This is a genomic window from Stenotrophomonas sp. FR012, assembly GCF_047520565.2.
In the GTDB taxonomy this organism is placed as follows: Bacteria; Pseudomonadota; Gammaproteobacteria; order Xanthomonadales; family Xanthomonadaceae; genus Stenotrophomonas; species Stenotrophomonas sepilia.
Genome location: NZ_JAXBQL020000001.1, coordinates 86,735 through 107,149, shown reverse-complemented (window position 1 = coordinate 107,149; position 20,415 = coordinate 86,735). Strand labels below are relative to the sequence as shown.

14 protein-coding genes and 1 tRNA gene are annotated in these 20,415 nt (G+C 68.0%); 7 read left to right on the top strand and 8 right to left on the bottom strand.

The features are described from left to right. Nucleotides 1-101 precede the first annotated feature (101 nt). The 3 genes from ACM0O9_RS00490 to ACM0O9_RS00480 all read left to right on the top strand — a co-directional run bounded on the left by ACM0O9_RS00490 (nt 102) and on the right by ACM0O9_RS00480 (nt 7,479). Nucleotides 102-3,329: a hybrid sensor histidine kinase/response regulator gene (locus ACM0O9_RS00490; protein WP_065186357.1), complete on the top strand. Its 3,228-nt coding sequence runs from the start codon at nt 102-104 to the stop codon at nt 3,327-3,329. Next, on the top strand, nt 3,326-3,967 hold the full coding sequence (locus ACM0O9_RS00485; protein WP_049416983.1) for a response regulator: 642 nt from the start codon (nt 3,326-3,328) through the stop codon (nt 3,965-3,967). The genes ACM0O9_RS00490 and ACM0O9_RS00485 overlap by 4 nt, the downstream gene beginning before the upstream one ends. Before the next feature lie 263 nt (nt 3,968-4,230). Next, entirely contained in the window at nt 4,231-7,479 is a 3,249-nt protein-coding gene (locus tag ACM0O9_RS00480) for an autotransporter family protein (RefSeq protein ID WP_414604069.1), read from the top strand. A gap of 504 nt (nt 7,480-7,983) precedes the next feature. Here ACM0O9_RS00480 and ychF read toward each other — a convergent pair. The 8 genes from ychF to ACM0O9_RS00440 form a co-directional block, all read right to left on the bottom strand. Then, complete coding sequence (gene ychF / locus ACM0O9_RS00475; RefSeq protein ID WP_005415403.1) at nt 7,984-9,075, bottom strand: redox-regulated ATPase YchF; 1,092 nt, start codon at nt 9,073-9,075, stop codon at nt 7,984-7,986. A 141-nt stretch (nt 9,076-9,216) separates the two neighbouring features. Beyond that, a complete protein-coding gene (gene pth, locus ACM0O9_RS00470) occupies nt 9,217-9,795 on the bottom strand; it encodes an aminoacyl-tRNA hydrolase (RefSeq protein WP_065178965.1) in 579 nt (192 codons plus the stop codon). A 48-nt stretch (nt 9,796-9,843) separates the two neighbouring features. Beyond that, nucleotides 9,844-10,461 (bottom strand): 50S ribosomal protein L25/general stress protein Ctc, encoded by a 618-nt coding sequence (locus ACM0O9_RS00465; protein WP_005415401.1) that lies wholly within the window; start codon nt 10,459-10,461, stop codon nt 9,844-9,846. A 110-nt stretch (nt 10,462-10,571) separates the two neighbouring features. Further along, nucleotides 10,572-11,531, bottom strand: coding sequence for a ribose-phosphate diphosphokinase (locus tag ACM0O9_RS00460; RefSeq protein ID WP_005415400.1), 960 nt, complete (start codon nt 11,529-11,531; stop codon nt 10,572-10,574). Between the two features lie 140 nt (nt 11,532-11,671). Beyond that, a tRNA-Gln gene (locus tag ACM0O9_RS00455) sits at nt 11,672-11,748 on the bottom strand. 11 nt (nt 11,749-11,759) lie between these two features. Beyond that, complete coding sequence (ispE, locus tag ACM0O9_RS00450) at nt 11,760-12,629, bottom strand: 4-(cytidine 5'-diphospho)-2-C-methyl-D-erythritol kinase (protein WP_065178967.1); 870 nt, start codon at nt 12,627-12,629, stop codon at nt 11,760-11,762. Next, a complete protein-coding gene (gene lolB / locus ACM0O9_RS00445; RefSeq protein ID WP_414604068.1) occupies nt 12,626-13,285 on the bottom strand; it encodes a lipoprotein insertase outer membrane protein LolB in 660 nt (219 codons plus the stop codon). Before lolB ends, ispE begins: the two co-directional genes overlap by 4 nt. Continuing rightward, entirely contained in the window at nt 13,282-14,967 is a 1,686-nt protein-coding gene (locus ACM0O9_RS00440) for a tetratricopeptide repeat protein (protein ID WP_171956431.1), read from the bottom strand. The genes lolB and ACM0O9_RS00440 overlap by 4 nt, the downstream gene beginning before the upstream one ends. Before the next feature lie 63 nt (nt 14,968-15,030). Here ACM0O9_RS00440 and hemA point away from each other — a divergent pair, with 63 nt between their 5' ends. The 4 genes from hemA to ppk2 are packed head-to-tail and all read left to right on the top strand — an operon-like array spanning nt 15,031 to nt 19,915. Beyond that, nucleotides 15,031-16,314: a glutamyl-tRNA reductase gene (gene hemA / locus ACM0O9_RS00435; protein ID WP_005415395.1), complete on the top strand. Its 1,284-nt coding sequence runs from the start codon at nt 15,031-15,033 to the stop codon at nt 16,312-16,314. Further along, nucleotides 16,292-17,374 (top strand): peptide chain release factor 1, encoded by a 1,083-nt coding sequence (prfA, locus tag ACM0O9_RS00430; RefSeq protein ID WP_014036080.1) that lies wholly within the window; start codon nt 16,292-16,294, stop codon nt 17,372-17,374. The genes hemA and prfA overlap by 23 nt, the downstream gene beginning before the upstream one ends. A gap of 5 nt (nt 17,375-17,379) precedes the next feature. Further along, nucleotides 17,380-19,086, top strand: a complete 1,707-nt coding sequence (locus ACM0O9_RS00425) for an O-linked N-acetylglucosamine transferase, SPINDLY family protein (protein WP_235649811.1) — start codon at nt 17,380-17,382, stop codon at nt 19,084-19,086. Between the two features lie 46 nt (nt 19,087-19,132). Further along, entirely contained in the window at nt 19,133-19,915 is a 783-nt protein-coding gene (gene ppk2, locus ACM0O9_RS00420; protein WP_235649812.1) for a polyphosphate kinase 2, read from the top strand. Nucleotides 19,916-20,415: the final 500 nt, after the last annotated feature.

Sequence of the window (20,415 nt, the reverse complement as noted above, 5' to 3'; positions counted from 1 at the left end):
CACAAAAACATCAAGCGGCATTGATGATCCTGTCTATGCAGTAGCGGCGGACTTCGCGCCGCCACCGGTGCCGATGTCCGCCCCATGCCCTGAGACCTGCCATGCCGGCCGAGGCCGCTCCTGTACGCCGACTCGCTCGCCGCTCGCTCCGCGTCCATGCCCTGTTGATCGGCGTGGTGGTGCTGGCGACCCTGCAGGCCGGACTGCTGCTGTCGGCCGGCTCGCAACTGTTGAACGAAGAGCGCAGCAAGATCGAGTACCACTTCCGCCGCCTGGACGGCACGTTGCGCGAGCAGGAGCGCTTCCTGCGCCAGTGGCGGCTGCATGATGTCGGCGTACGAGGCCAGCCGGTTGCCGATGCCAGCGTGGAACTGCAACGCGGTCCGTTGTATGCCAACTTCGCGGTGATCGGGAGCGAGGGGGCCGGTCGTTCGCCACCGACCGAGCTGGGCGACCGGTTCCTGCGCTTCTACGGCACGTTCTGGTCCGCTTCGCGCTACCCACCACCGCAATGCCTGCTGGTCGATGGCCAGGGCACACGCGGGCTGCTGGCACCGGTACAGACCGTCGGTACCGATGCAAGCCAGAACAGCCCGCATCACCTGCGACCGGCGATCGCCGACATCCACCGCGCACTGGGTACGCGGCCCACGCTGCAGCGCGGCGGCATCGCCTGGGTAAGCGTGCCGTGGCGCGACCGGCAGACCTGGCTGCTCGCCATCGCCCACGCTCCGCAGGATGCGCGCCTGTGGGGGGAGGACGGCAAGGATTCGCAGGCCGCGCTGGCGTGCCTGCTCGATCCGGCACGCGTCGATGACTACCGGCAGGTGCTGGGTGTTCCGGTGTTCCAACGGCTGTCGCTGTTCGATGCCGATGGCCAGCGCCTGCTGGGCGATGCTGCAGATGCCAGCAACGCTGGCACCTCCTGGCAGGCAGGCCTGGGAGGCCTGCAGTTCCGCATGCGCAGCGAGCGCGGCTGGCTGGCGGTCTACCACGTCAGCTGGCGGCAGGTATTCCAGCACCCGCAGGGGCCGCTGCTCGGTGCGACGGTGGTGGCCCTGCTGCTGGCACTGGGTGGCACGCTGGTGCTGCGCGCGTATCGGCGTTCGGTCATCGAGCCGCTGCGCAGCAACCACGCGCGGCTGCTGGAAAGCGAAGCCTTCAGCCGCACCATCCTGGACAACGCGCCGATCGGGCTGTGCCTGCTGCACCGTACCGATGGCAATGTGCTGCTGGACAACACCCTCGCCCGCCGCTGGCTGGGCGAAGACCACCACAGCGGAGGCTGGCATGGCCCTTGGCGGCGCAGCGTGCTGTCCGCTGGAGGCACCACGCTCGGCGATGGGCTGGCCTACACCACGCCCGAAGGCCGCCACCTGCTGGTGACCGCGACGCCGGCGCGCTATCGCGGCGAGCCGGCGGTGCTGTGTCTGTTCATCGATCTCAGCAGCCAGCACGAAGCCGAGCAGGTGCTGCAGCAGGCGCGCCGTGCCGCCGACCAGGCCAACCGGGCCAAGAGCCAGTTCCTGGCCACCATGAGCCACGAGATCCGCACGCCGCTGTACGGCGTGCTCGGCACCCTCGAACTGCTCGGACTCACGCCACTGGATGCGCGTCAGCGGGACTACCTGGGGACGATCCAGCGTTCGTCCTCCACGCTGATGCAACTGATCAGCGACATCCTCGATGTCAGCAAGGCCGAGGCCGGGCAACTGAGCCTGGAACCCAGCCCGTTCGATCCAGTGCATCTGACCGAGGATGCGCTCGACTCGTATGCTGCCGCGGCCGCCAGCAAAGGGCTGCAGTTCTACGCCTGCATCGATGCCGACGTGCCGTCCGTGGTGTGCGGTGATGCGGCACGGATCCGCCAGATACTCAACAACCTGATCAGCAACGCGCTGAAGTTCACTGACAGCGGACGCGTGGTGGTGCGCGTCTCGGCACGCTGGCAAGAGCAGCGCTGCTGGCTGCAGTGGCAGGTCGCCGATACCGGCATCGGCATTGCCAGCGAGCACCAGGCACACCTGTTCGAGCCGTTCTTCCAGGCCAACCCGGGCACCGATGCGATGCGCGGCACCGGCCTGGGCCTTTCCATCTGCGCGCATCTTGTGGCGTTGATGGAAGGCCAGCTGCGCGTGGTCAGCGAGAGCGGCCTGGGCAGCAGCTTCAGCGTAGAACTGCCGCTGCCCCCGGCGCCGGCCGATCCGCAGCAATCTCCTGCGCCGCAGTTGCCTGCGGGCCTGCAGGTACAGGTGCGGGGTGGTGTGCGCGAGCTGGTCCAATCACTGTGCGACCGCCTGCAGCAGCGCGGTGCACTGGCCAGCGTGTACCGCGATGAAAGCGCGGCGGGCTTGCCGTCGTCCACCGTGCTGCTCGACCTGGTCCTGGGCGACGCGTTGCCCGGGTGGGTGGATGGACCGCGTGCGGTTGCCTGCCGCGACGGCGGCGTGCGGCCACGGCAGATCGATGGCGCCTGGCAGGTTGGCCTGCACCGGTTCGACGCGATCGTGCTCGCGTTGGCTGCCGCCAGTGGCCAGCCGCTGGCGGCCAGCGCCGAAGGGCGCCTGCCGGCGACGCGCCGTTTCGGCCTGCAGGTGCTGGTGGCCGAGGACAACCCGATCAACCAGGCGATCCTGCGCGACCAGCTGGAACAGCTCGGCTGCCGCGCCGTGGTCGCCAGCGACGGCAATGAAGCGTTGGGCTACTGGCAGCAGGACGAGTTCGCGCTGGTGCTGACCGACCTGAACATGCCCGGGCTGGATGGCTATGGCCTGGCGCGCGCCTTGCGGGCGCGCGGTGTCAGCGTGCCGATCCACGGCGCCACCGCCAATGCCGACCCGGCCGAACGCCAGCGCTGCCAGGAATCGGGCATGCAGGGCGTGCTGGTCAAGCCGATCACGCTGGAAGCGCTGCAACGCCTGCTGATCGGGATAACCCGGGGCGACGCAACGGTTCCCGCGCCATCGCAAGCACCGGAATCCACCGATACGGGCGATGATGATCTCCCGCTGCAGGTTCCCGCGAGGATGCAGGCGTTGTTCGTGCAGACCATGCAGGCCGACCTGGACAGCCTGCGCCAGTCGATTGCCAGCGCCGATCCCGCGCGCGTGGTGCAGGTACTGCATCGCATCCGTGGCGCACTGGTCATCGTGGGCGCACCCGCCCTGGTGGACAGCGGCCTGCAGATCGAGCACAGCCTTGCGAGCGGCGATGACCTGACCACCCAGGCGGCGTCGCTTGCCCACTTCCAGCGACGCCTCGAACAGCTGTTGCATCCGCTGCTTGATGCGGCCTCCCCTTCCCCACCTGACGACCCGACCCTGCCATGACCACACGGATCCTCATCGCCGACGACCACCCGATCGTGCTTGCCGGCATCCGCGACGTATTGGCCGGGGAACTGGACCTGGACGTGGTGGGTGAGGCGGCCGACCCGGCGACGCTGATCGAACTGATGACCCGCACCCGCCCACAGGTCGTGATCACCGACTACAGCATGCCGGGGGGCGACCGCTTCGGTGACGGCATCAAGCTGATCTCGTTCCTGCGCCGCAGCTTCCCGGAGACGCGCCTGCTGGTGCTGACGATGGTGTCCAATCCGTCGTTGGTTGCAGCGATGTATGCCGCCGGCGCCGGCGGCGTCGTGCTCAAGAGCCATGGATTGGGCAGCCTGGTACAGGCCCTGCGCGTGGTGCTGGCCGACCGCGTCTACCGGCCACCGGGCCTGCTGCCGGTCGCGGCGAGCGAACCAGCCGATGCCGATGCGGTCCGTGCACGCCTGTCGCCGCGCGAACTGGAAGTGATCCGGCTGTTTACCGGCGGCATGAGCGTGGGCGACATCGCACGCCAGCTGCAGCGCAGCGCCAAGACGGTCAGCACGCAGAAGATCAGTGCGATGCGCAAGCTCGGCGTGGACAGTGACCAGGCACTGATCGAGTACTGCCTGCAGGCCTCGTTGTTCGCCTGAGGCCCACTCCAGGCTGAATCCTGCGGGCCCCGTACGAGGGCCTGCGACGGCTTTAGGAAACGCCTGATTCCATAGGACAGTGCCGATTTCTAGGCTGGACGCATCCCGCCATGGTGCGCCTGCCGGCAGCAACCGCGTCGCCGTGGGGGACGGAAGCCCGATGGCGCCTGCAGCTGCTATCGCGTGTGGCTTCCGCAGCGACGCGGCCCTGCCGCGCCAGTCCGCGCAGCCCTGCTGCGCCCTGCCACAGGAAGTCCAACAGCATGTACGCCTCCCCCACTCGGCGCCGCCGAGCGTCCGGGCGCGCGCGCCTCGCGCCTGCTCCCCTCCTTCCCAGCCTGCTGGCAACCGCCCTGTGGGCGGCACTGCCAGTCCACGCCGCCGATCTGACCGGGCCCCTGCAGGTCAGCGACGGCAACAACCTGCAGCTGGGTGCCGATGATGTCCTCACCCATGGCTCGGGCAGCTTCGCACTGACCGTCACCGGCGCTGGCAGCAGCGCACTGATCGATGGCAGCCGCATCAACGTGACTGGTAATGGCAGCGCCGTGTCTGCCGCCAATGGCGGCCAGGTACAACTGCGCGGGGCGACGCTGTTGATCGCACCGGCCACCGGTGTTGGCTTCTACGCACTGTATGCCAATGGTGCCGGCAGTGTGATCGATGCGCGCGATGTCGACATCGATGCCACGCGCAACGGCAGCGGATTCGGCGTCGTACAGGCCTACAACGGTGGCGTTGTCCACTACACCGGCGGCCGCATCGCGATGACCGGCGGCGTCGGCACCCTGATTGGTGCCTCCGGCAAGGGCAGTGAAGCGCACCTGGACAATCTGCAGATGAGTGCCGACAGTGGTGCCCGCCTGCGCGCCGACAGCGCCGGCCTGCTGACGATCCGCAACAGCCGCATCACTCTCGCCCCCGGCGGCATCCTCGCGGGCGTTGCCGTTGATGGCGCGGGCAGCCGTGCCGAGCTGTACGACACCTACATGGACGGCGGCTGGTTCGATATCGACAGTGGCGGCAGCGTGCTGCTGGAGAACGTGGAAGCGCACTCGGTGGGCGGCAGCATGCGCCTGCTCGGCAGCCGCATCAGCAAGACCTATTCCAGCGCGGTGATCAACGGCGGCAGCTTCTACACCGTCGGTGGCTATGGCGTGAACATCAACAGCTGGGGCCAGCTGACCGCCCGCGATGCCGCGTTCGATGTCCGCGACGGCTACTCCGGATTCTGGCTGGCCAGCGATGAGTCGCGCCTGCAGCTGACCGACAGCACCATCGACACCTGGACCGACACCTACGGCTACGGCGTTGAGATCGCTGGCGGGGTCGCCACCGTGCAGGGCGGCCGGATCACCACGCACGGCGATGCGACCTATGGCGTACGCGTGACCGGTTCCACCGGCAGCACCGCCAGCCGCATTGAAGCCACCGGAAGCGTGATCGACGTGCGCGGCAACGGGGGTGGCGGCGTGTTCATCGGTGGCTCCACCGCCACCGCGCTGCTCGACACCGTTGCGATCCGCGGCGACGGCGAGAACGTGTTCGGCATCGTGCACATGAACACCGCGCGGTTGACCCAGGCCGACCGCCTGGACATCCGCATGACCGGCAGCAACAGCGGCGGCTACCGCTCCTACCTGACTGCGTTCGGCCCGTACTGGAACCGCGCCACCTTCAATGACAGCCACATCGAGACCGCCAGCGGCGCCGCGTTCTGGCTGCAGGGCAGCAACCATGCGTTGACCGTCAATGGCAGCGATGTGACCGCAGGCGACGGCAGCGGGCGCCTGCTGCGCGTCAGCGACACGGTGTTCACCGATGGCAGCAGCGTGGCGACCAGCCGCATCGACTTCAGCGCCGACGCCAGCACGCTGCGCGGTGACGTGGTGGTCGACAGCGCAACGGCTGACGTACGCATGGTGCTGGGCAACGGCACCACGTTCAGCGGTGCTCTGCGCAACGACTCCGGCTACCAGGTCGCACAGCTTGCGCTGGATGGCAGCAGCCAGTGGAACGTGCGTGCCAGTTCCAGCGTCGGCGCGCTCGAACACGCCGGCACCATCGCCTTCGATACCCCGGGGGCAAGCGGCTTCAAGACCGTCACTGTCAGCGGCGACTATGTGGGCAACGGGGGCCAGTGGATCTTCAACCGTGCACTGGGTGACGACACTTCGCTGGGCGACCAGCTGGTCATCAATGGCAACAGCAGCGGCACTGCCAGCGTGAGCGTGCGCAATGCCGGCGGTGCCGGTGCACTGACGCAGGAGGGTATCCGCCTGATCACCGTTGGCGGCCAGTCCGATGCACAGTTCAGCCTGCAGGGACGCGCGGTCGCCGGTGCCTACGACTACTTCCTGTTCAAGGGCGGCGTGTCGACCCCGGATGATGGCAACTGGTACCTGCGTTCGGAATACGTGCCACCCGTCGATCCGCCGGAGCCGCCGGAACCGCCGATTGATCCGCCGCAGCCACCGGAACCGCCGGTCGACCCGCCGTCACCGCCGGAACCACCGGTCGACCCGCCGTTGCCGCCGGAACCGCCGATCGACCCGCCGCGCCCGCAGGTGGAACGCCCGGAACCGGCGGCTTACCTGGCCAACCGCAACGCCGCGCTGGGCATGTTCCGGCACAGCCTGCACGACCGCGCCGGTGACCCCGCCGCCGAGGCCGGCGCCAGCAGCGATGCCGTGGCCTGGATGCACCTTCGCAGCGCGCAGCCCGACAGCCACGACCGCAATCGCCAGGTCCAGGTCGATGGGCAGATCAGCAGCGTGCTGGTCGGCGTCGGCCGTCGCTTCGAGGTGGGCGGCGCGGGCGAACTGCAGGCAGGTGCGATGCTCGGCCACGGCCGCGCGCGCAGTGACAGCCGCTCGCAGGTGACCGGCTACACCGCGCGTGGCGTGGTCACCGGCACCAGTGTGGGTGCCTATGCCACCTGGCTGCAGGATGCACGCATGCAAGGCGGCGCCTATGTGGATGGTTGGCTGCAGTACGGCCGCTTCCGCAACAGCGTGCAGGGCGATGGACTGCAGAAGGAACGTTATGACGCCCGCAACTGGAGTGCATCGGCCGAAGCTGGCTATGTGCTGCCCCTGCGGCGCACCGCGCAGCGCGGCATCTACCTGCAACCGCAACTGCAGGTGGTGCACAGCCGCTATGACAGCGACCGCGTGGTCGAGGCCAACGGCACGGTGGTCGAGGACCGCGGTGGTGACGAGACCAGCACTCGCCTCGGCCTGCGCCTGTACAGCCGTGGGTTGAGCGCGGCGCAGGGCCAGGTGCATCCGTACGTGGCAGTGAACTGGTGGTCCGGCGGCAATGGCGCGGGCCTGGCGATGGACGGTGAACGGCTGCAGCGGCAGTTGCCGCGCGACATCTACGAGGCCAAGGCCGGTGTACAGGTGGATCTGTCCGGCGGCTGGCGCGGCTGGGGCGAACTGAGCCGGCAGAGCGGCGGCATGGGCTTCCGCGACGTCGGTGCCCAGCTGGGCGTGTCGTACACCTGGTGATGCGGGAAGTGCCCGGCAAGGGAGTGCCGGGCGCTTTTTCCACATGCCGCGTGGAAAGCGGTGGGAGTTTGGTGTGGACAAGTGGCGGTGAGCTCCACGCACCAAGCGTTTCAGGGAGTGGCGTTTTTTTGTCCACGCCCATGCGCGGTTTTCCACATCCGCCGTGGAGAGTGGTTGGGATTTGGTGTGGACAAGTGGGTGCGAGCATTGCACCGCAGGCGTTTCGAAGCGTGGTGAAAATTTGTCCATATTGCACAGGCAACCTGGCAGAGCCGAGCCCACGCTCTGCTGATACCCCCCTGAGCCGAGCGTAGGCTCGGCTCTACAGGGGAGCTGTGCGGTTTTCCACATGTGGCGTGGAAAGCGATGGGAGTTTGCTGTGGACAAGTGCCGGCGAAGGTCACGCCGCAAGCGTTTCGCAGTGTGGTGATTTTTTGTCCATCGCCGGAAACGCGAACGCCCCGCACAGGGCGGGGCGTCCGGGGTCGATCCGTTGCCGCCGGATCAGACGTTGAAGCGGAAGTGCAGGATATCGCCTTCCTGCACGCGGTATTCCTTGCCTTCCAGGCGCAGGCGACCTGCTTCCTTGGCGCCGGCTTCGCCCTTGTACTTGATGAAGTCGTCATACGCGATGGTTTCGGCGCGGATGAAGCCCTTCTCGAAGTCGGTGTGGATGACCGCGGCGGCCTGCGGGGCAGTGGCGCCCTTGCGCACGGTCCACGCACGGACTTCCTTCACGCCAGCGGTGAAGTAGGTCTGCAGGCCGAGCAGGCTGTAGGCCGCGTTGATCACGCGGTTCAAGCCCGGCTCGCTCAGGCCCAGGTCGGCCAGGAAGGTATCGCGGTCCTCGTCGTCGAGCTGGGACAGCTCTTCTTCGATCGCGGCCGACACCGGTACCACCTGCGCGCCTTCTGCGGCGGCATGCGCGCGCACGGCTTCCAGGTGCGGGTTGTTCTCGAAACCGTCTTCCAGCACGTTGGCGATGTACATCACCGGCTTCAGGGTGAGCAGGAACAGGTCGCGCACCAGCGCCTTCTCTTCCTCGTCCAGGCCGGCCGAGCGGCCGGCCTTGCCCTCCGACAGCGCCGCCTGCAGCTTGGCCAGTACCGGCTTGCGCGCCGCTGCATCCTTGTCGCCGCCCTTGGCCGCACGCTCGGCACGGTTCAGTGCCTTCTCGACGCTGTCCAGGTCGGCCAGCGCCAGTTCGGTATCGATGGTTTCGATGTCCGAGATCGGATCGACCTTGCCGGCCACGTGCACGATGTCGCCGTGCTCGAAGCAGCGCACCACGTGAGTGATCGCATCGACTTCGCGGATGTGTGCCAGGAACTTGTTGCCCAGGCCTTCACCGCTGGCGGCGCCGGCTACCAGGCCGGCGATGTCGACGAACTCGACCGCGGTCGGGATGACCTTCTGCGGGTTGATGATGCCCGCCAGCTCGTTCAGGCGCGGATCCGGTACCGGCACGATGCCGACGTTCGGCTCGATGGTGCAGAACGGGAAGTTCGCCGCGGCGATACCCGCCTTGGTCAGCGCATTGAACAGGGTCGACTTGCCGACGTTGGGCAGGCCGACGATGCCGCATTTGATACCCATGGGTGACAGCTCTCTGGGGTGAAAGTGATTGGGGAAACAGCGACCTGGGCGCTGCTTTTCCAATCATTCTCCGTACCGACCAACGGTCGGTACCTACCGGATTGGTTGGTTCCGTACCGACCAACGGTCGGTACCTACCGGCTATTTCGGGGTGTGCAGCCGCTTCATCGCTTCGTTGAAATCGCCCTGCACCGCCAGCGGCATCACGTCGATCGCATCATCGATGGCGCGTGCAATCAGCACGTCGTCGTCCTTCGACGGGCGCCCCAGCACCCAACCCACCACGCGGTCCTTGTGGCCGGGATGGCCGATGCCCACGCGCAGGCGATGGAACTTGCCGTGGCCGAGCAGGCGGATGGTGTCGCGCAGGCCGTTCTGGCCGCCGTGGCCACCGTCGAACTTCAGCCGTGCCGCGCCGGGCGGCAGGTCCAGTTCGTCGTGGGCCAGCAGGGTTTCCTCCGGCTCGATCTTCCAGAACCGCTGGGCGGCGGTGACCGACTTGCCGCTGAGGTTCATGAAGGTGGCGGGCTTGAGCAGCCACACCGTCTGCCCGGCGATCTCGACCTTGGCGGTCTCGCCGAACAGCTTGCTGTCCACATTCCATCGCGCACCGGCTTTTTCCGCCAGGGCCTCAACGAAATGAAACCCGGCATTGTGCCGGGTCCGGGCGTGTTCAGATCCGGGGTTGCCCAGACCGACGATCAGTCGCAGTCCTGCCATGGTTCCTTCCAGTACGGTGCCTGCCCGGAGGCAGGCACCGTAACGGTATTACTCTGCGGCAGCCGCTTCTTCGTCAGCCGCGTCGGCCTTGCCGGCCTTGGCGGTGACGATGGCGTCGTCGTGGTCCTTGCCCAGCGCCAGCGCCGGGATTTCCACGCCCTTCGGCAGCTTGATGTCGGACAGGTACACCACGTCACCGGCCTTCAGCTCGCCCAGGTCGACTTCGATCGACTCCGGCAGGTCCTTCGGCAGGCAGGTGATGGTCACTTCCTTCAGTTCGTGGGTGACCACGACGTCGGCAGCCTTGCCGGCCGGCGAGGTGTCTTCGTTGACGAAGTGCAGCGGGACCGAAGCAGTCAGGGCTTCGTTCTCGTTCACGCGCTGGAAGTCCAGGTGCATGATCAGCTGCTTGTACGGGTGGCGCTGCATGTCACGCAGCAGGACCTTCTGCACCTGGCCGTCCAGGTTCAGGTCCAGGATCGAGGCATAGAACCACTCGTTCTGCTGGGCCAGCCAGATTTCGTTGTGGTCCAGGCTGATGGCGACCGGCTCGGCGTTGCCGCCGTACACGATGGCCGGGATCACACCCGCGTGACGCAGGCGGCGGCTCGCACCCTTACGCTGCAGTTCACGCTTGGTGACCTTGATTTCATGGGTCTTCGACATTTTCGACTACTCAGGTTGTTGCCTCGCCTTTCGGCGTGGCGGTTGAAGATGCTTCCGCGACCAGAAGCACCCGGGGTATGTCCCCGCCGCTGCCGGCAGGGACGAAAAACTCAGTCCACGTACAGCGAGCTGACCGACTCGCCGAAGGCGATGCGGCGCATCGTTTCGGCCAGCATCTCCGCCACGCTCAGCTGGCGGATCTTGCTGCACACCCGCGCGGCGTCCTTCAGCGGGATGGTGTCGGTCACCACCAGTTCGTCGAGCTGGGAATTGGTGATGTTGTCCACCGCCGGGCCCGACAGCACCGCGTGGGTGCAGTAGGCGGCGACCTTGAGCGCACCGCGCGCCTTCAGGGCAGCGGCAGCGGCGCACAGGGTGCCGGCGGTATCGACGATGTCATCGACCATGACGCAGGTCTTGCCTTCGACGTCGCCGATGATGTTCATCACGGTGGAGACGTTGGCGCGCGGGCGGCGCTTGTCGATGATCGCCAGGTCGGCGTCATCCAGGCGCTTGGCCACCGCACGGGCGCGGACCACGCCGCCCACGTCCGGCGAGACGACGATCAGGTTCTCGGTGCCGTAGGCGCGCCAGATGTCGGCCAGCAGCAGCGGGGACGCATACACGTTGTCCACCGGAATATCGAAGAAGCCCTGGATCTGGTCGGCGTGCAGGTCGACGGTCAGCACGCGATCAGCGCCCGCGGTGCTGAACATCTTGGCCGCCAGCTTGGCGGTGATCGGCACGCGCGAGGAGCGCATGCGGCGATCCTGGCGCGAGTAGCCGAAGTACGGCACCACGGCGGTCACGCTGGCCACCGATGCGCGCTTGAGCGCGTCGATCAGCACCAGCAGTTCCATCAGGTTTTCCGCGCTCGGCGCGCAGGTCGGCTGGATCACGAACACGTCCTGCTTGCGGACGTTCTCTTCGATCTCCACCTGCACTTCACCATCGGAGAAGTGCGAGACCAGCGCCTTGCCCGGGCGAACCCCCAGTTCCTTGCAGATGTTCTGCGCCAGACGTTTGTTGGCGTTGCCGGAAAAGACCAGCAGGTTCGGGGACTCTTGCATCATGATTGTCTCGGGCGGGGACGAGTGGCGGGGATCCGGGGGCGGCAAGGACCCGGATGGACCCTTGCTGCTGACAACACCGCGGTTGTTTCCACGTCCCGCGCGGGCGATGCGCTGGAAGGCGCGGACACAGCCGCTATTGGCAGGGGCGGTAGGATTCGAACCTACGAATGCCAGGATCAAAACCTGGTGCCTTGGGCCTCTTGGCGACGCCCCTGCATTGATAAATCAGTGTTGCTCGAGTGCATCCAGCAGTGGCGAACGCGCAACGCCCGCTGCCACCCTTGCCCGCAACTCCTTCGGCAATTTCGACCGTCCCTGCTCTGCAGCAGACTGCGACGCGAATTCGACGAAACAACCACTTCCCGAACCGGTCAGCCGCGCCGTGCCGATGTCGCTCAACGCGGCAAGCGCTGCCTCGACGGCAGGCTCACGGCGGCGCAGCACCGGCTCGAACGCGTTCCCGACCAGGGTCCCGGAAGCGAAGTCCTCTATTTTCGCCACTGGGCTGTCGCGCGTCAAATCCGGGTCTGCAAACAGGGCCGGCGTGGGAACATGAACGCCCGGTTCAACCACCACATACCAGGCCGGCGCCAGCGTGATCGGCTGCAGGCGCTCGCCCACCCCTTCGGCCCAGGCGTTGCGGCCGCGCACGAACACCGGCACGTCGGCGCCCAGGCGCAGGCCCAGCGCGGCCAGGGCATCTTCATCCAGGCCGGCATGCCAGAGCCGGTTCAGTACCACCAGTACGGTGGCCGCGTCGGACGAACCGCCGCCAAATCCACCACCGGCAGGAACGTGCTTTTCGACGATGATGTCAGCACCTTGCGCAACCTTCGCCGCTTCCTGGAGCAGACGCGCGGCGCGCACCGCCAGATCCTCGGCCTCGGCCACGCCGGCCAGGCCCTCGCCCTGCCGGCGCACCTGGCCGTCTTCACGCAGGCGCAGGCCGATGCGGTCCCCCCAGTCCAGCAGGCGGAACACGGTCTGCAGTTCGTGGTAGCCGTCGGCCCGGCGGCCGGTAATGTGCAGGAACAGGTTCAGCTTGGCCGGGGCCGGCCACCAGGACCAGCCCGCGTCGTCGACTGCCCCGCTCATGGCGTGCCCTGCCCCCACTCGTCCACCAGCAGGCGCACCTTGGCGTCACCGTTGCTGGCCTCGATCCGGCGCGGCAGCGCCGGCCGTCCGGCGTCGGCCGGGTACCAGTCCAGGTACTGTACCTGCCAGCCCATCTGCTGCATGCGGCGCGGCCGGCCTTCACCGTCGCATTCGACCGTCTCGGGGCCGGCGGCGTCGCCGGCCACCAGGCCGCGGATCCACTCCGGCAACTGGTTGACCGGAATGTCCCAGCCGGTCGCTTCCAGCAACAGCTGCTGGGCGTCCTCGCCGTCGCGCGGACCGCCTGCCAGTCCTTCCAGGCGGCCAGCTTCGGAATGGGTGTCACCGGTCAGCTTCCAGCTCTGCCGGGTCACCGGCGCGCTCAACTCCACCACGTAGCGGCGGCCTTGCTGCTTCCAGTCGATGCGACCGCTGCCGCCGTCCTTGCCCTTGCTGACCGCGACCCGGCCCTGGAAGGCCCAGTCCGGTTGTGCATGCAGGGCGGCCACGCGCGCCGCTTCGGCCTGCGCCGCTTCGGCCGAGACCGTCTCGACCACCGCCGGTGGGGGGGTCTTCTGCGTGCCCACGCTGGTACAGGCGGTCACCGCCAGGGTCGCAGCCGCCAACAGCAGCGGCCGGATCAGGGAAACACTCATGGATTGAATTTCTCGCGGGCGCGCAGCAGCGCGCGGTTTTCAGGGTCGAGCTTGGCCGCTTCGTCGAAGAAGTGGCGGGCCTCGTCATGCTTGCCCAGCACCCACAGCACCTCGCCGACATGGGCGGCGATCTCCGGGTCCTTGGCCAGGGTCCAGGCCCGGCGCAGCTGCACCAGCGCTTCGTCCTTGCGGCCCAGGCGATACAGCACCCAGCCATAGCTGTCGACGATGGCGGCGTTGTCCGGCTCGGCGACGCGGGCGCGGTCGATCAGCTCCAGCGCCTCCTGCAGGCGCCCGGTACGGTCAGCCAGGGTGTAGCCCAAGGCATTCAGGGCCGGCACGTTTTCCGGGTCGGTCACCAGGATCTTGCGCAGGTCGGCCTCGGCGCGCGGAATATCGTCACGACGCTCCCAGGTGAGCGCGCGGGCGTACAGCAGGCCATTGTCATCCGGGTAGGCGGCCAGGCCGCGGGCCAGCGCATCCAGCTCGCCAGCACTGTCATCGCCGCGCTGGCGCAGCTCGGCCTCCAGCAGATACGCGTCACGGCGCACATCATCATCGACCACCGCGTCGGACTGGATCGCGTGCACCTCATCCAGTGCCTGCGGCAGCCGTCCGGCCAGGGCCTGGGCGTTGGCCGCACGCAGGCGCGCCTCGCTCAGCTCATCACCGCCGGGCACACTGTGGTACCACTGCACCGCCTCGGGATAGCGCTTCAGGTATTCGGCGATCTTGCCCAGCAACAGGCGCTGCGCGGGGTCCGGCTTGGCCGCCTGCCGCGACAGTTCGTTGTAGAGGTTGGACAGCGCCGCCTTGTCGCCCTGCTTGGCCAACAGTGAAGCGCGCATGCCCCAGGTCTGCACATCCTGCGGGCCGAATGCCAGTACGCGCTCGGCCGCAGCCGGTTGCCCCAGGCTGTCGTAGGCGATGGCCACCGCATTGCGCAGCTCGGGGTCCTGCCGTGTCTTCGGCTCGACGTCGTGCAGCAGCGACAAGGCCTTGTCGGTCTCGCCGGCCTGCTGCAGCTGGCTGGCACGCAGCAACGCTACGCGCGGTTCTTCGGGGAAGCGCCTGACCACTTCATCGATCATGCGCCGCGCCAGGTCGGGCTTGTCCATGCGCAGGGCGAGGCGGCCGAACTCCTGCCAGGCCTCGATCTTCGGCGGAATCGCATTGGCATCGACCAGCTCGCCGAGCACCTGCGCCGGCACCGCCGGGTCGCGGCCACCGCCGATCAGCGCGGCCAGGGCGAACTTCCAGCCGCGCTCGTCGGGGTCGGCCAGCAGCGCCTGCAATTCAGTGCGGGCGGCCTTCACATCGCCCTGGCGCATGGCCAGCGCACCGGCGGCGCTGCGCATGGTCAACGAACGCGGGGCGCGCTGCTGCCACAGGGCCAGGCCCTTGGCGGCGCTGGCGTCATCATTGGCAAGCATGGAGATACGGGTCGCGCGCTCGGCCAGGCCAGCGTCGCCGTCGGTCTGCTGCGCGGCCTGCAGGTACCAGCGCGCGGCCTCGGCCAGCTTGCCGGCCTGCAGGGCGAACTCACCGGCCATCACCGGCTCCAGCGCCAGTTCCCCGGTGGCCGCGGCCCGCACGGGGACCCTGGCCGGCACCGCCGCCAGGGCCTGGGCGCAGGCCAGGGACAGCAGCAGAACACTGGGGATGCGAATCAATGCGGGCATCGTCGGCATCGGGGCCTTAAAATGTCGTCCAATGGCCAGCAGCTTATCGCAAGCAACTGAACAATGACCCTGTGGGTGCTCGGACTGAATCACCAGACCGCACCGGTAGAGCTGCGCGAGCGCGCGGCCTTCGCCGGTGAGGCGTTGCCGCGTGCGCTGGGCTCGCTGCGCGATACCCCGCAGATCGCCGAGGCGGTCCTGTTGTCGACCTGCAACCGCACCGAGCTGTACGCCGTGGCCGAGTCGGCACAGGCGCTGGACCAGTGGCTGCGCAGCCAGGCCGGCGACCTGCAGGGCTATCTGTACCAGCATGCCGATGCCGAGGCCGTGCGCCACCTGTTCCGGGTCGCCACCGGGCTGGACTCGATGGTGCTGGGCGAACCGCAGATCCTCGGCCAGGTGAAGGACGCCTGGTCGACCGCGCGCGACCATGGCCTGCTCGGCCAGCGCCTGGACCGCCTGTTCCAGCAGACCTTCTCGGTGGCCAAGCGGGCGCGCACCGATACCCAGGTCGGTGCCAACCCGGTATCGGTGGCGTCGGCCGCGGTGCGCCTGGCGCAGAACGCGTTCGCCCGGCTGGACGACTCCACCGTGCTGCTGGTCGGGGCCGGCGAGACCATCGAGCTGGCTGCACGGCACCTGAGCGAAGGCAAGGTGCGGCGGCTGCTGATCGCCAACCGCACCCTGGCCCACGCGCAGGAACTGGCCAGCCGCCATGGCGGCGTGGCCCTGCCGCTGACCGAACTGGACCGCCACCTGGGCGAGGCCGACGTGGTGTTCTCGGCCACCGCCGCGCGCGAGCCGGTGATCCATCGCGAGATGGTGGCCAAGGCCCTGCGTGCACGCCGGCACAAGCCGATGCTGCTGTTCGACCTGGCCGTTCCGCGCGACATCGAAGCCGAGGTCGGCACGCTCAACGATGCCTTCCTCTACACCGTCGATGATCTGGAACGCGCGGTGGAAGACAACCGTCGTGGCCGCCGCGAGGCCGCCGCCGAAGCCGAGGCGATCATCGACCTGCAGGTATCGCGTTACGTCGAGACCCAGCAGGCCAGTGCCCATCAGGCGCCTTTGCGGCAGCTGCGTGCGTTCGGCGAGGCCACCCGCGCCGAGTTGCTGGAGCGCGCACGCCAGCAGCTGGCCAACGGCAAGCCCGCCGACGAAGTGCTGGAACTGCTGGCCCACGGCCTGACCAACCGCCTGCTGCACCCGCCGACCGCCGCACTGCGCGCCGCCGCGCTGAGTGGCGATGCCGACCTGACCCGCGCCGCCGAGCGCCTGTTCCCGGCCACGCCGGGCTACCGCCACCCACCCGTGAGACCCGATGACGCCGACCCTGCGCCGTAAGCTGGAAGCGCTGGCCGAGCGCCGCGAAGAACTGGAACGCCTGCTCGCCGAACCCGATGTGGTCGCCGACAACACCCGTTTCCGCGACCTTTCGCGCGAATTCGCCCAACTTGAACCGGTCGCCACTGCACTGGCCGATGAAGCCCGTGCCAAGGCCGACCTGGCGGCCGCCGAAGGCATGCGCGCCGACCCCGACCTGCGCGAGCTGGCCGACGAGGAAATCGCCGCCGCCCAGGCGCGCCTGCAGGAGCTGGAACAGGAACTGGCCCTGTTGCTGGTGCCACGCGATCCGCGCGACGAAGGCAACCTGTTCCTTGAAGTACGCGCCGGCACCGGCGGCGACGAAGCCGCGATCTTCGCCGGCGACCTGTTCCGCATGTACGCCCGCTATGCCGAACGCCAGGGCTGGAAGGTCGAGATCGAATCGGACAACCCCGGCGAGCATGGCGGCTACAAGGAAGTGGTGGCACGTGTGGTCGGCCGGGGTGCGTTCTCGCGCCTGAAGTTCGAATCGGGCACGCACCGCGTGCAGCGCGTGCCGGCCACCGAATCGCAGGGCCGCATCCATACCTCGGCGGCGACCGTGGCGATCATTCCCGAGGCCGACGAAGTCGATGACATCGTCATCAATCCGGCCGACCTGAAGGTGGATACGTTCCGCTCGTCCGGCGCCGGTGGCCAGCACGTCAACAAGACCGAGTCCGCGATCCGCATCACCCATGTGCCAACCGGCGTGGTGGTGGAGTGCCAGACCGAGCGCAGCCAGCACGCCAACCGCGACAAGGCGATGAAGCGCCTGAAGGCGCAGCTGCTCGATGCCGAGCGCCAGCGCCAGGACGCGGCACAGGCCGAATCGCGGCGCCTGCAGGTCGGCAGCGGCGATCGCAGCCAGCGCATCCGCACCTACAACTTCCCGCAGGGCCGGATCACCGACCACCGCGTGGAAGGCCTGACGTTGTACGACCTGCCCAACATCCTGGCCGGTGACCTCGACCCGCTGCTGCAGCGGCTCAGCCACGAACACCAGGTCGACGCCCTGGCCCAGCTGTCGGCGGGCTGAGCACGATGACGGCCTGGCAGCAGCGGCAGCACCTGCAGCAGGCGATCGCACGCCAGCCCGGCGACTTCGTCGCCTGGGTGATGCTGGCCGACCTGGAACTGGAAGCCGGCGACATCGCTGCCGGCGAGCAGGCCGCACGACGTGCCCTGCAACTGCGCCCGAACCACCCCGAAGCGCTGGCGCGGCTGGGCCGCGTGGCGTGGATGGCCGGCGCGCACACCGACGCGGCGAAGCTGCTCGGCCAGGCCTCGGCATTGGCCCCGCAGCACCCGGGCATCGCGCTGTGGCTGGGCCATGCGCTGGAAGATGCCGATGATGCCGAAGGCGCAGCAGCGGCCTATCGCCGAGCGCACGCGCTGATGCCGGGCGAACCCTACATCGCGGCCCAGCGCCTGGCCTGGCAGCGCCGCCTGTGTGACTGGCAGGACGTGGACACGCTGGCTGCGCAGGTACGTGCCGCGCTCGCTTCCGGGCAGGGTGCAGTGGAACCCTTCGCCTTCCTCAGTGAAGACGTAAGCGCTGCGGAGCAGTTGGCCTGTGCGCGCGCACGCGCGGCGGTCGTTGCGTCGGCGGTGCGCCCCCTTCCTGCAGTGAAGGTTCGCGAGCACGGCGCGTTGCGCGTCGGCTTCCTCTCCAATGGCTTCGGCGCGCATCCCACCGGGCTGCTGACCGTGGCCCTGCTCGAACACCTGCGCCATGACCCGGCGCTGCAGCTGCACCTGTTCGCGCTGAACCGCGCCGATGGCAGCCGCATCCGCGAACGCCTGCAGGCTGCGGCCCGCCTGCATGACGTGGCCGCACTGCGGCATGCCGATATCGCGGCCCGCATACGTGCACAGGGCATCGACCTGCTGTTCGACCTGCGCGGCTGGGGGGGCGGCGGCACGCCCGAAGTGCTGGCCATGCGCCCGGCCCCGTTGCAGCTGAACTGGCTGGCCTACCCCGGCACATCGGGTGCGCGCTGGCTGGATGCCGTGGTCGCCGACGAATTCGTGCTGCCGGCATCGCTGGAACGTCACTTCAGCGAACGCGTCCTGCGCCTGCCACGTGCCTTCCAGCCCTCGGACAACACCCGCGTACTGGAACCGGCACCGTCCCGCGCCGAGTGCGGGCTGCCCGAACACGGCGTGGTGTTCTGCTGCTTCAACAACAGCTACAAGCTCAACCCGCGCAGCATGGGCCGCGCCTTCGCAGTGCTGCAGGCCGTGCCCGGCAGCGTGCTGTGGCTGCTGTCCGGGCCCGGCAAGGCCGATGCGCGCCTGCGTGCGGCCGCGCAGGCCGCCGGCCTGGATCCGGCGCGCCTGGTGTTCATGGCCAAGCTGCCGCATCCGCAGTACCTGGCCCGCTATCACCTGGCCGACCTGTTCCTCGACACCCATCCGTACAACGCGCACACTACCGCCTCCGATGCGCTGTGGGCCGGCTGCCCGGTGCTGACCTGCCCGGGCGATACCTTCGCCGCGCGCGTGGCCGGCAGCCTCAACCATCATCTGGGTCTTTCGCGGATGAACGTTGCCGACGATGCGGCGTTCATCGCCACCGCCAGCGCGCTGGGCAACGACCCGGTGGCGCTGGCAGCGTTGCGTGCCGAACTGGCGCAGGCACGCGAAGACAGTGGTGTGTTCGACATGGCAGGTTTTGCCCATGACCTTTCCGCCCTGCTGCAGACGCTGGCGGGCGAGCAGGGCTGGCAGGGCGTCGACACCCCCTGAGCAACCCGTGCGCTACGCTCCGGCTTCCTCCCCGCGTGGTGTGACGATGGCCAAGCTCAAGCGCAAGGACTACGACGAACTGCTGCTGCCGCTGCAGCTGGAACTGACTGCAATGGCGCGCTGGGTGCAGTACAGCGGGCAACGCCTGCTGGTGCTGTTCGAAGGCCGCGATACAGCCGGCAAGGGCGGCGCGATCCAGGCCATCAGCCAGCATCTCAACCCGCGCCAATGCCGGGTGGTGGCGCTGCCCAAGCCCACCGACCGTGAAGCCACGCAGTGGTACTTCCAGCGTTACGCCGCGCATCTTCCCGCCGCCGGCGAGATCGTGCTGATGGACCGCAGCTGGTACAACCGTGCCGGTGTTGAACGGGTGATGGGTTATTGCAGCGAAACCGAATACCAGCAGTTCCTGCGCCAGGCGCCGGTGTTCGAACAGCTGCTGGTGGACGACGGCATCCTGCTGTTCAAGTACTGGTTGTGCGTGGACCAGGAGCAACAGGAAAAGCGCTTCGCCGAACGCCATCTCGATCCGCTGAAGGGCTGGAAGCTCTCACCGGTCGACCTGAAATCGCGCAGCAAGTACAGCGCGTACACCGAGGCACGCGAGGCGATGCTGCGCGCGACGCATCGCGAGGCGGCGCCGTGGACGCTGGTGGACTTCAACGACCAGCGACTGGGGCGGCTGACGCTGGTGCGCAACCTGCTGGACCGGTTGCCGGACACGCGGGTGAACGCACCGTTGCCGGAGCTGCCGAAGCTGAAGGGCAAGCTGCATCGCGAGCACTACGATGTGCTGAAGCCGATCGAGGATTTCCCGGTCGAGGGATAGGGTTGGTCGGCAGGGCTTGCGGCCCTGCACCTGCCGAAGCCAGAGCAACGGCAACAGCAACAGCAACGGCGGGCTTCCTGAGGGATGGCGGGGCGGGTCCGGGTGCGGGGGGCGCTGCAAGTACGTCCATGTAAGCTCGGTCGCCGCATCCATGCGGCTCACGCCCCCGCACCCGGACCCACCCCGCCTTCGACAGATTTCCGCGATCTGTCGTTGATCCATACCATGCGTGGATGCTCTTCGAATTCAATTCGAAATATTCGATTTGTCTGGAGAATCATCCACGCATGGCGTGGATCTACCAGACATGAGGAATCTGTCAGAGGTGGGGCGGTGTCGGAGTGCGGGGTGTCAGCCGCATGGATGCGGCTGCCAAGCCTACATGGACGTACTTGCGGCGTCCCCGCACTCCGACACCGCCCCGCCACCCCACGGATAGCCCGCTGTTGCTGTTGCTTCGGCTGTTGCTGTTGCTGCCGGCCAGCGGCCGGCACTACCGC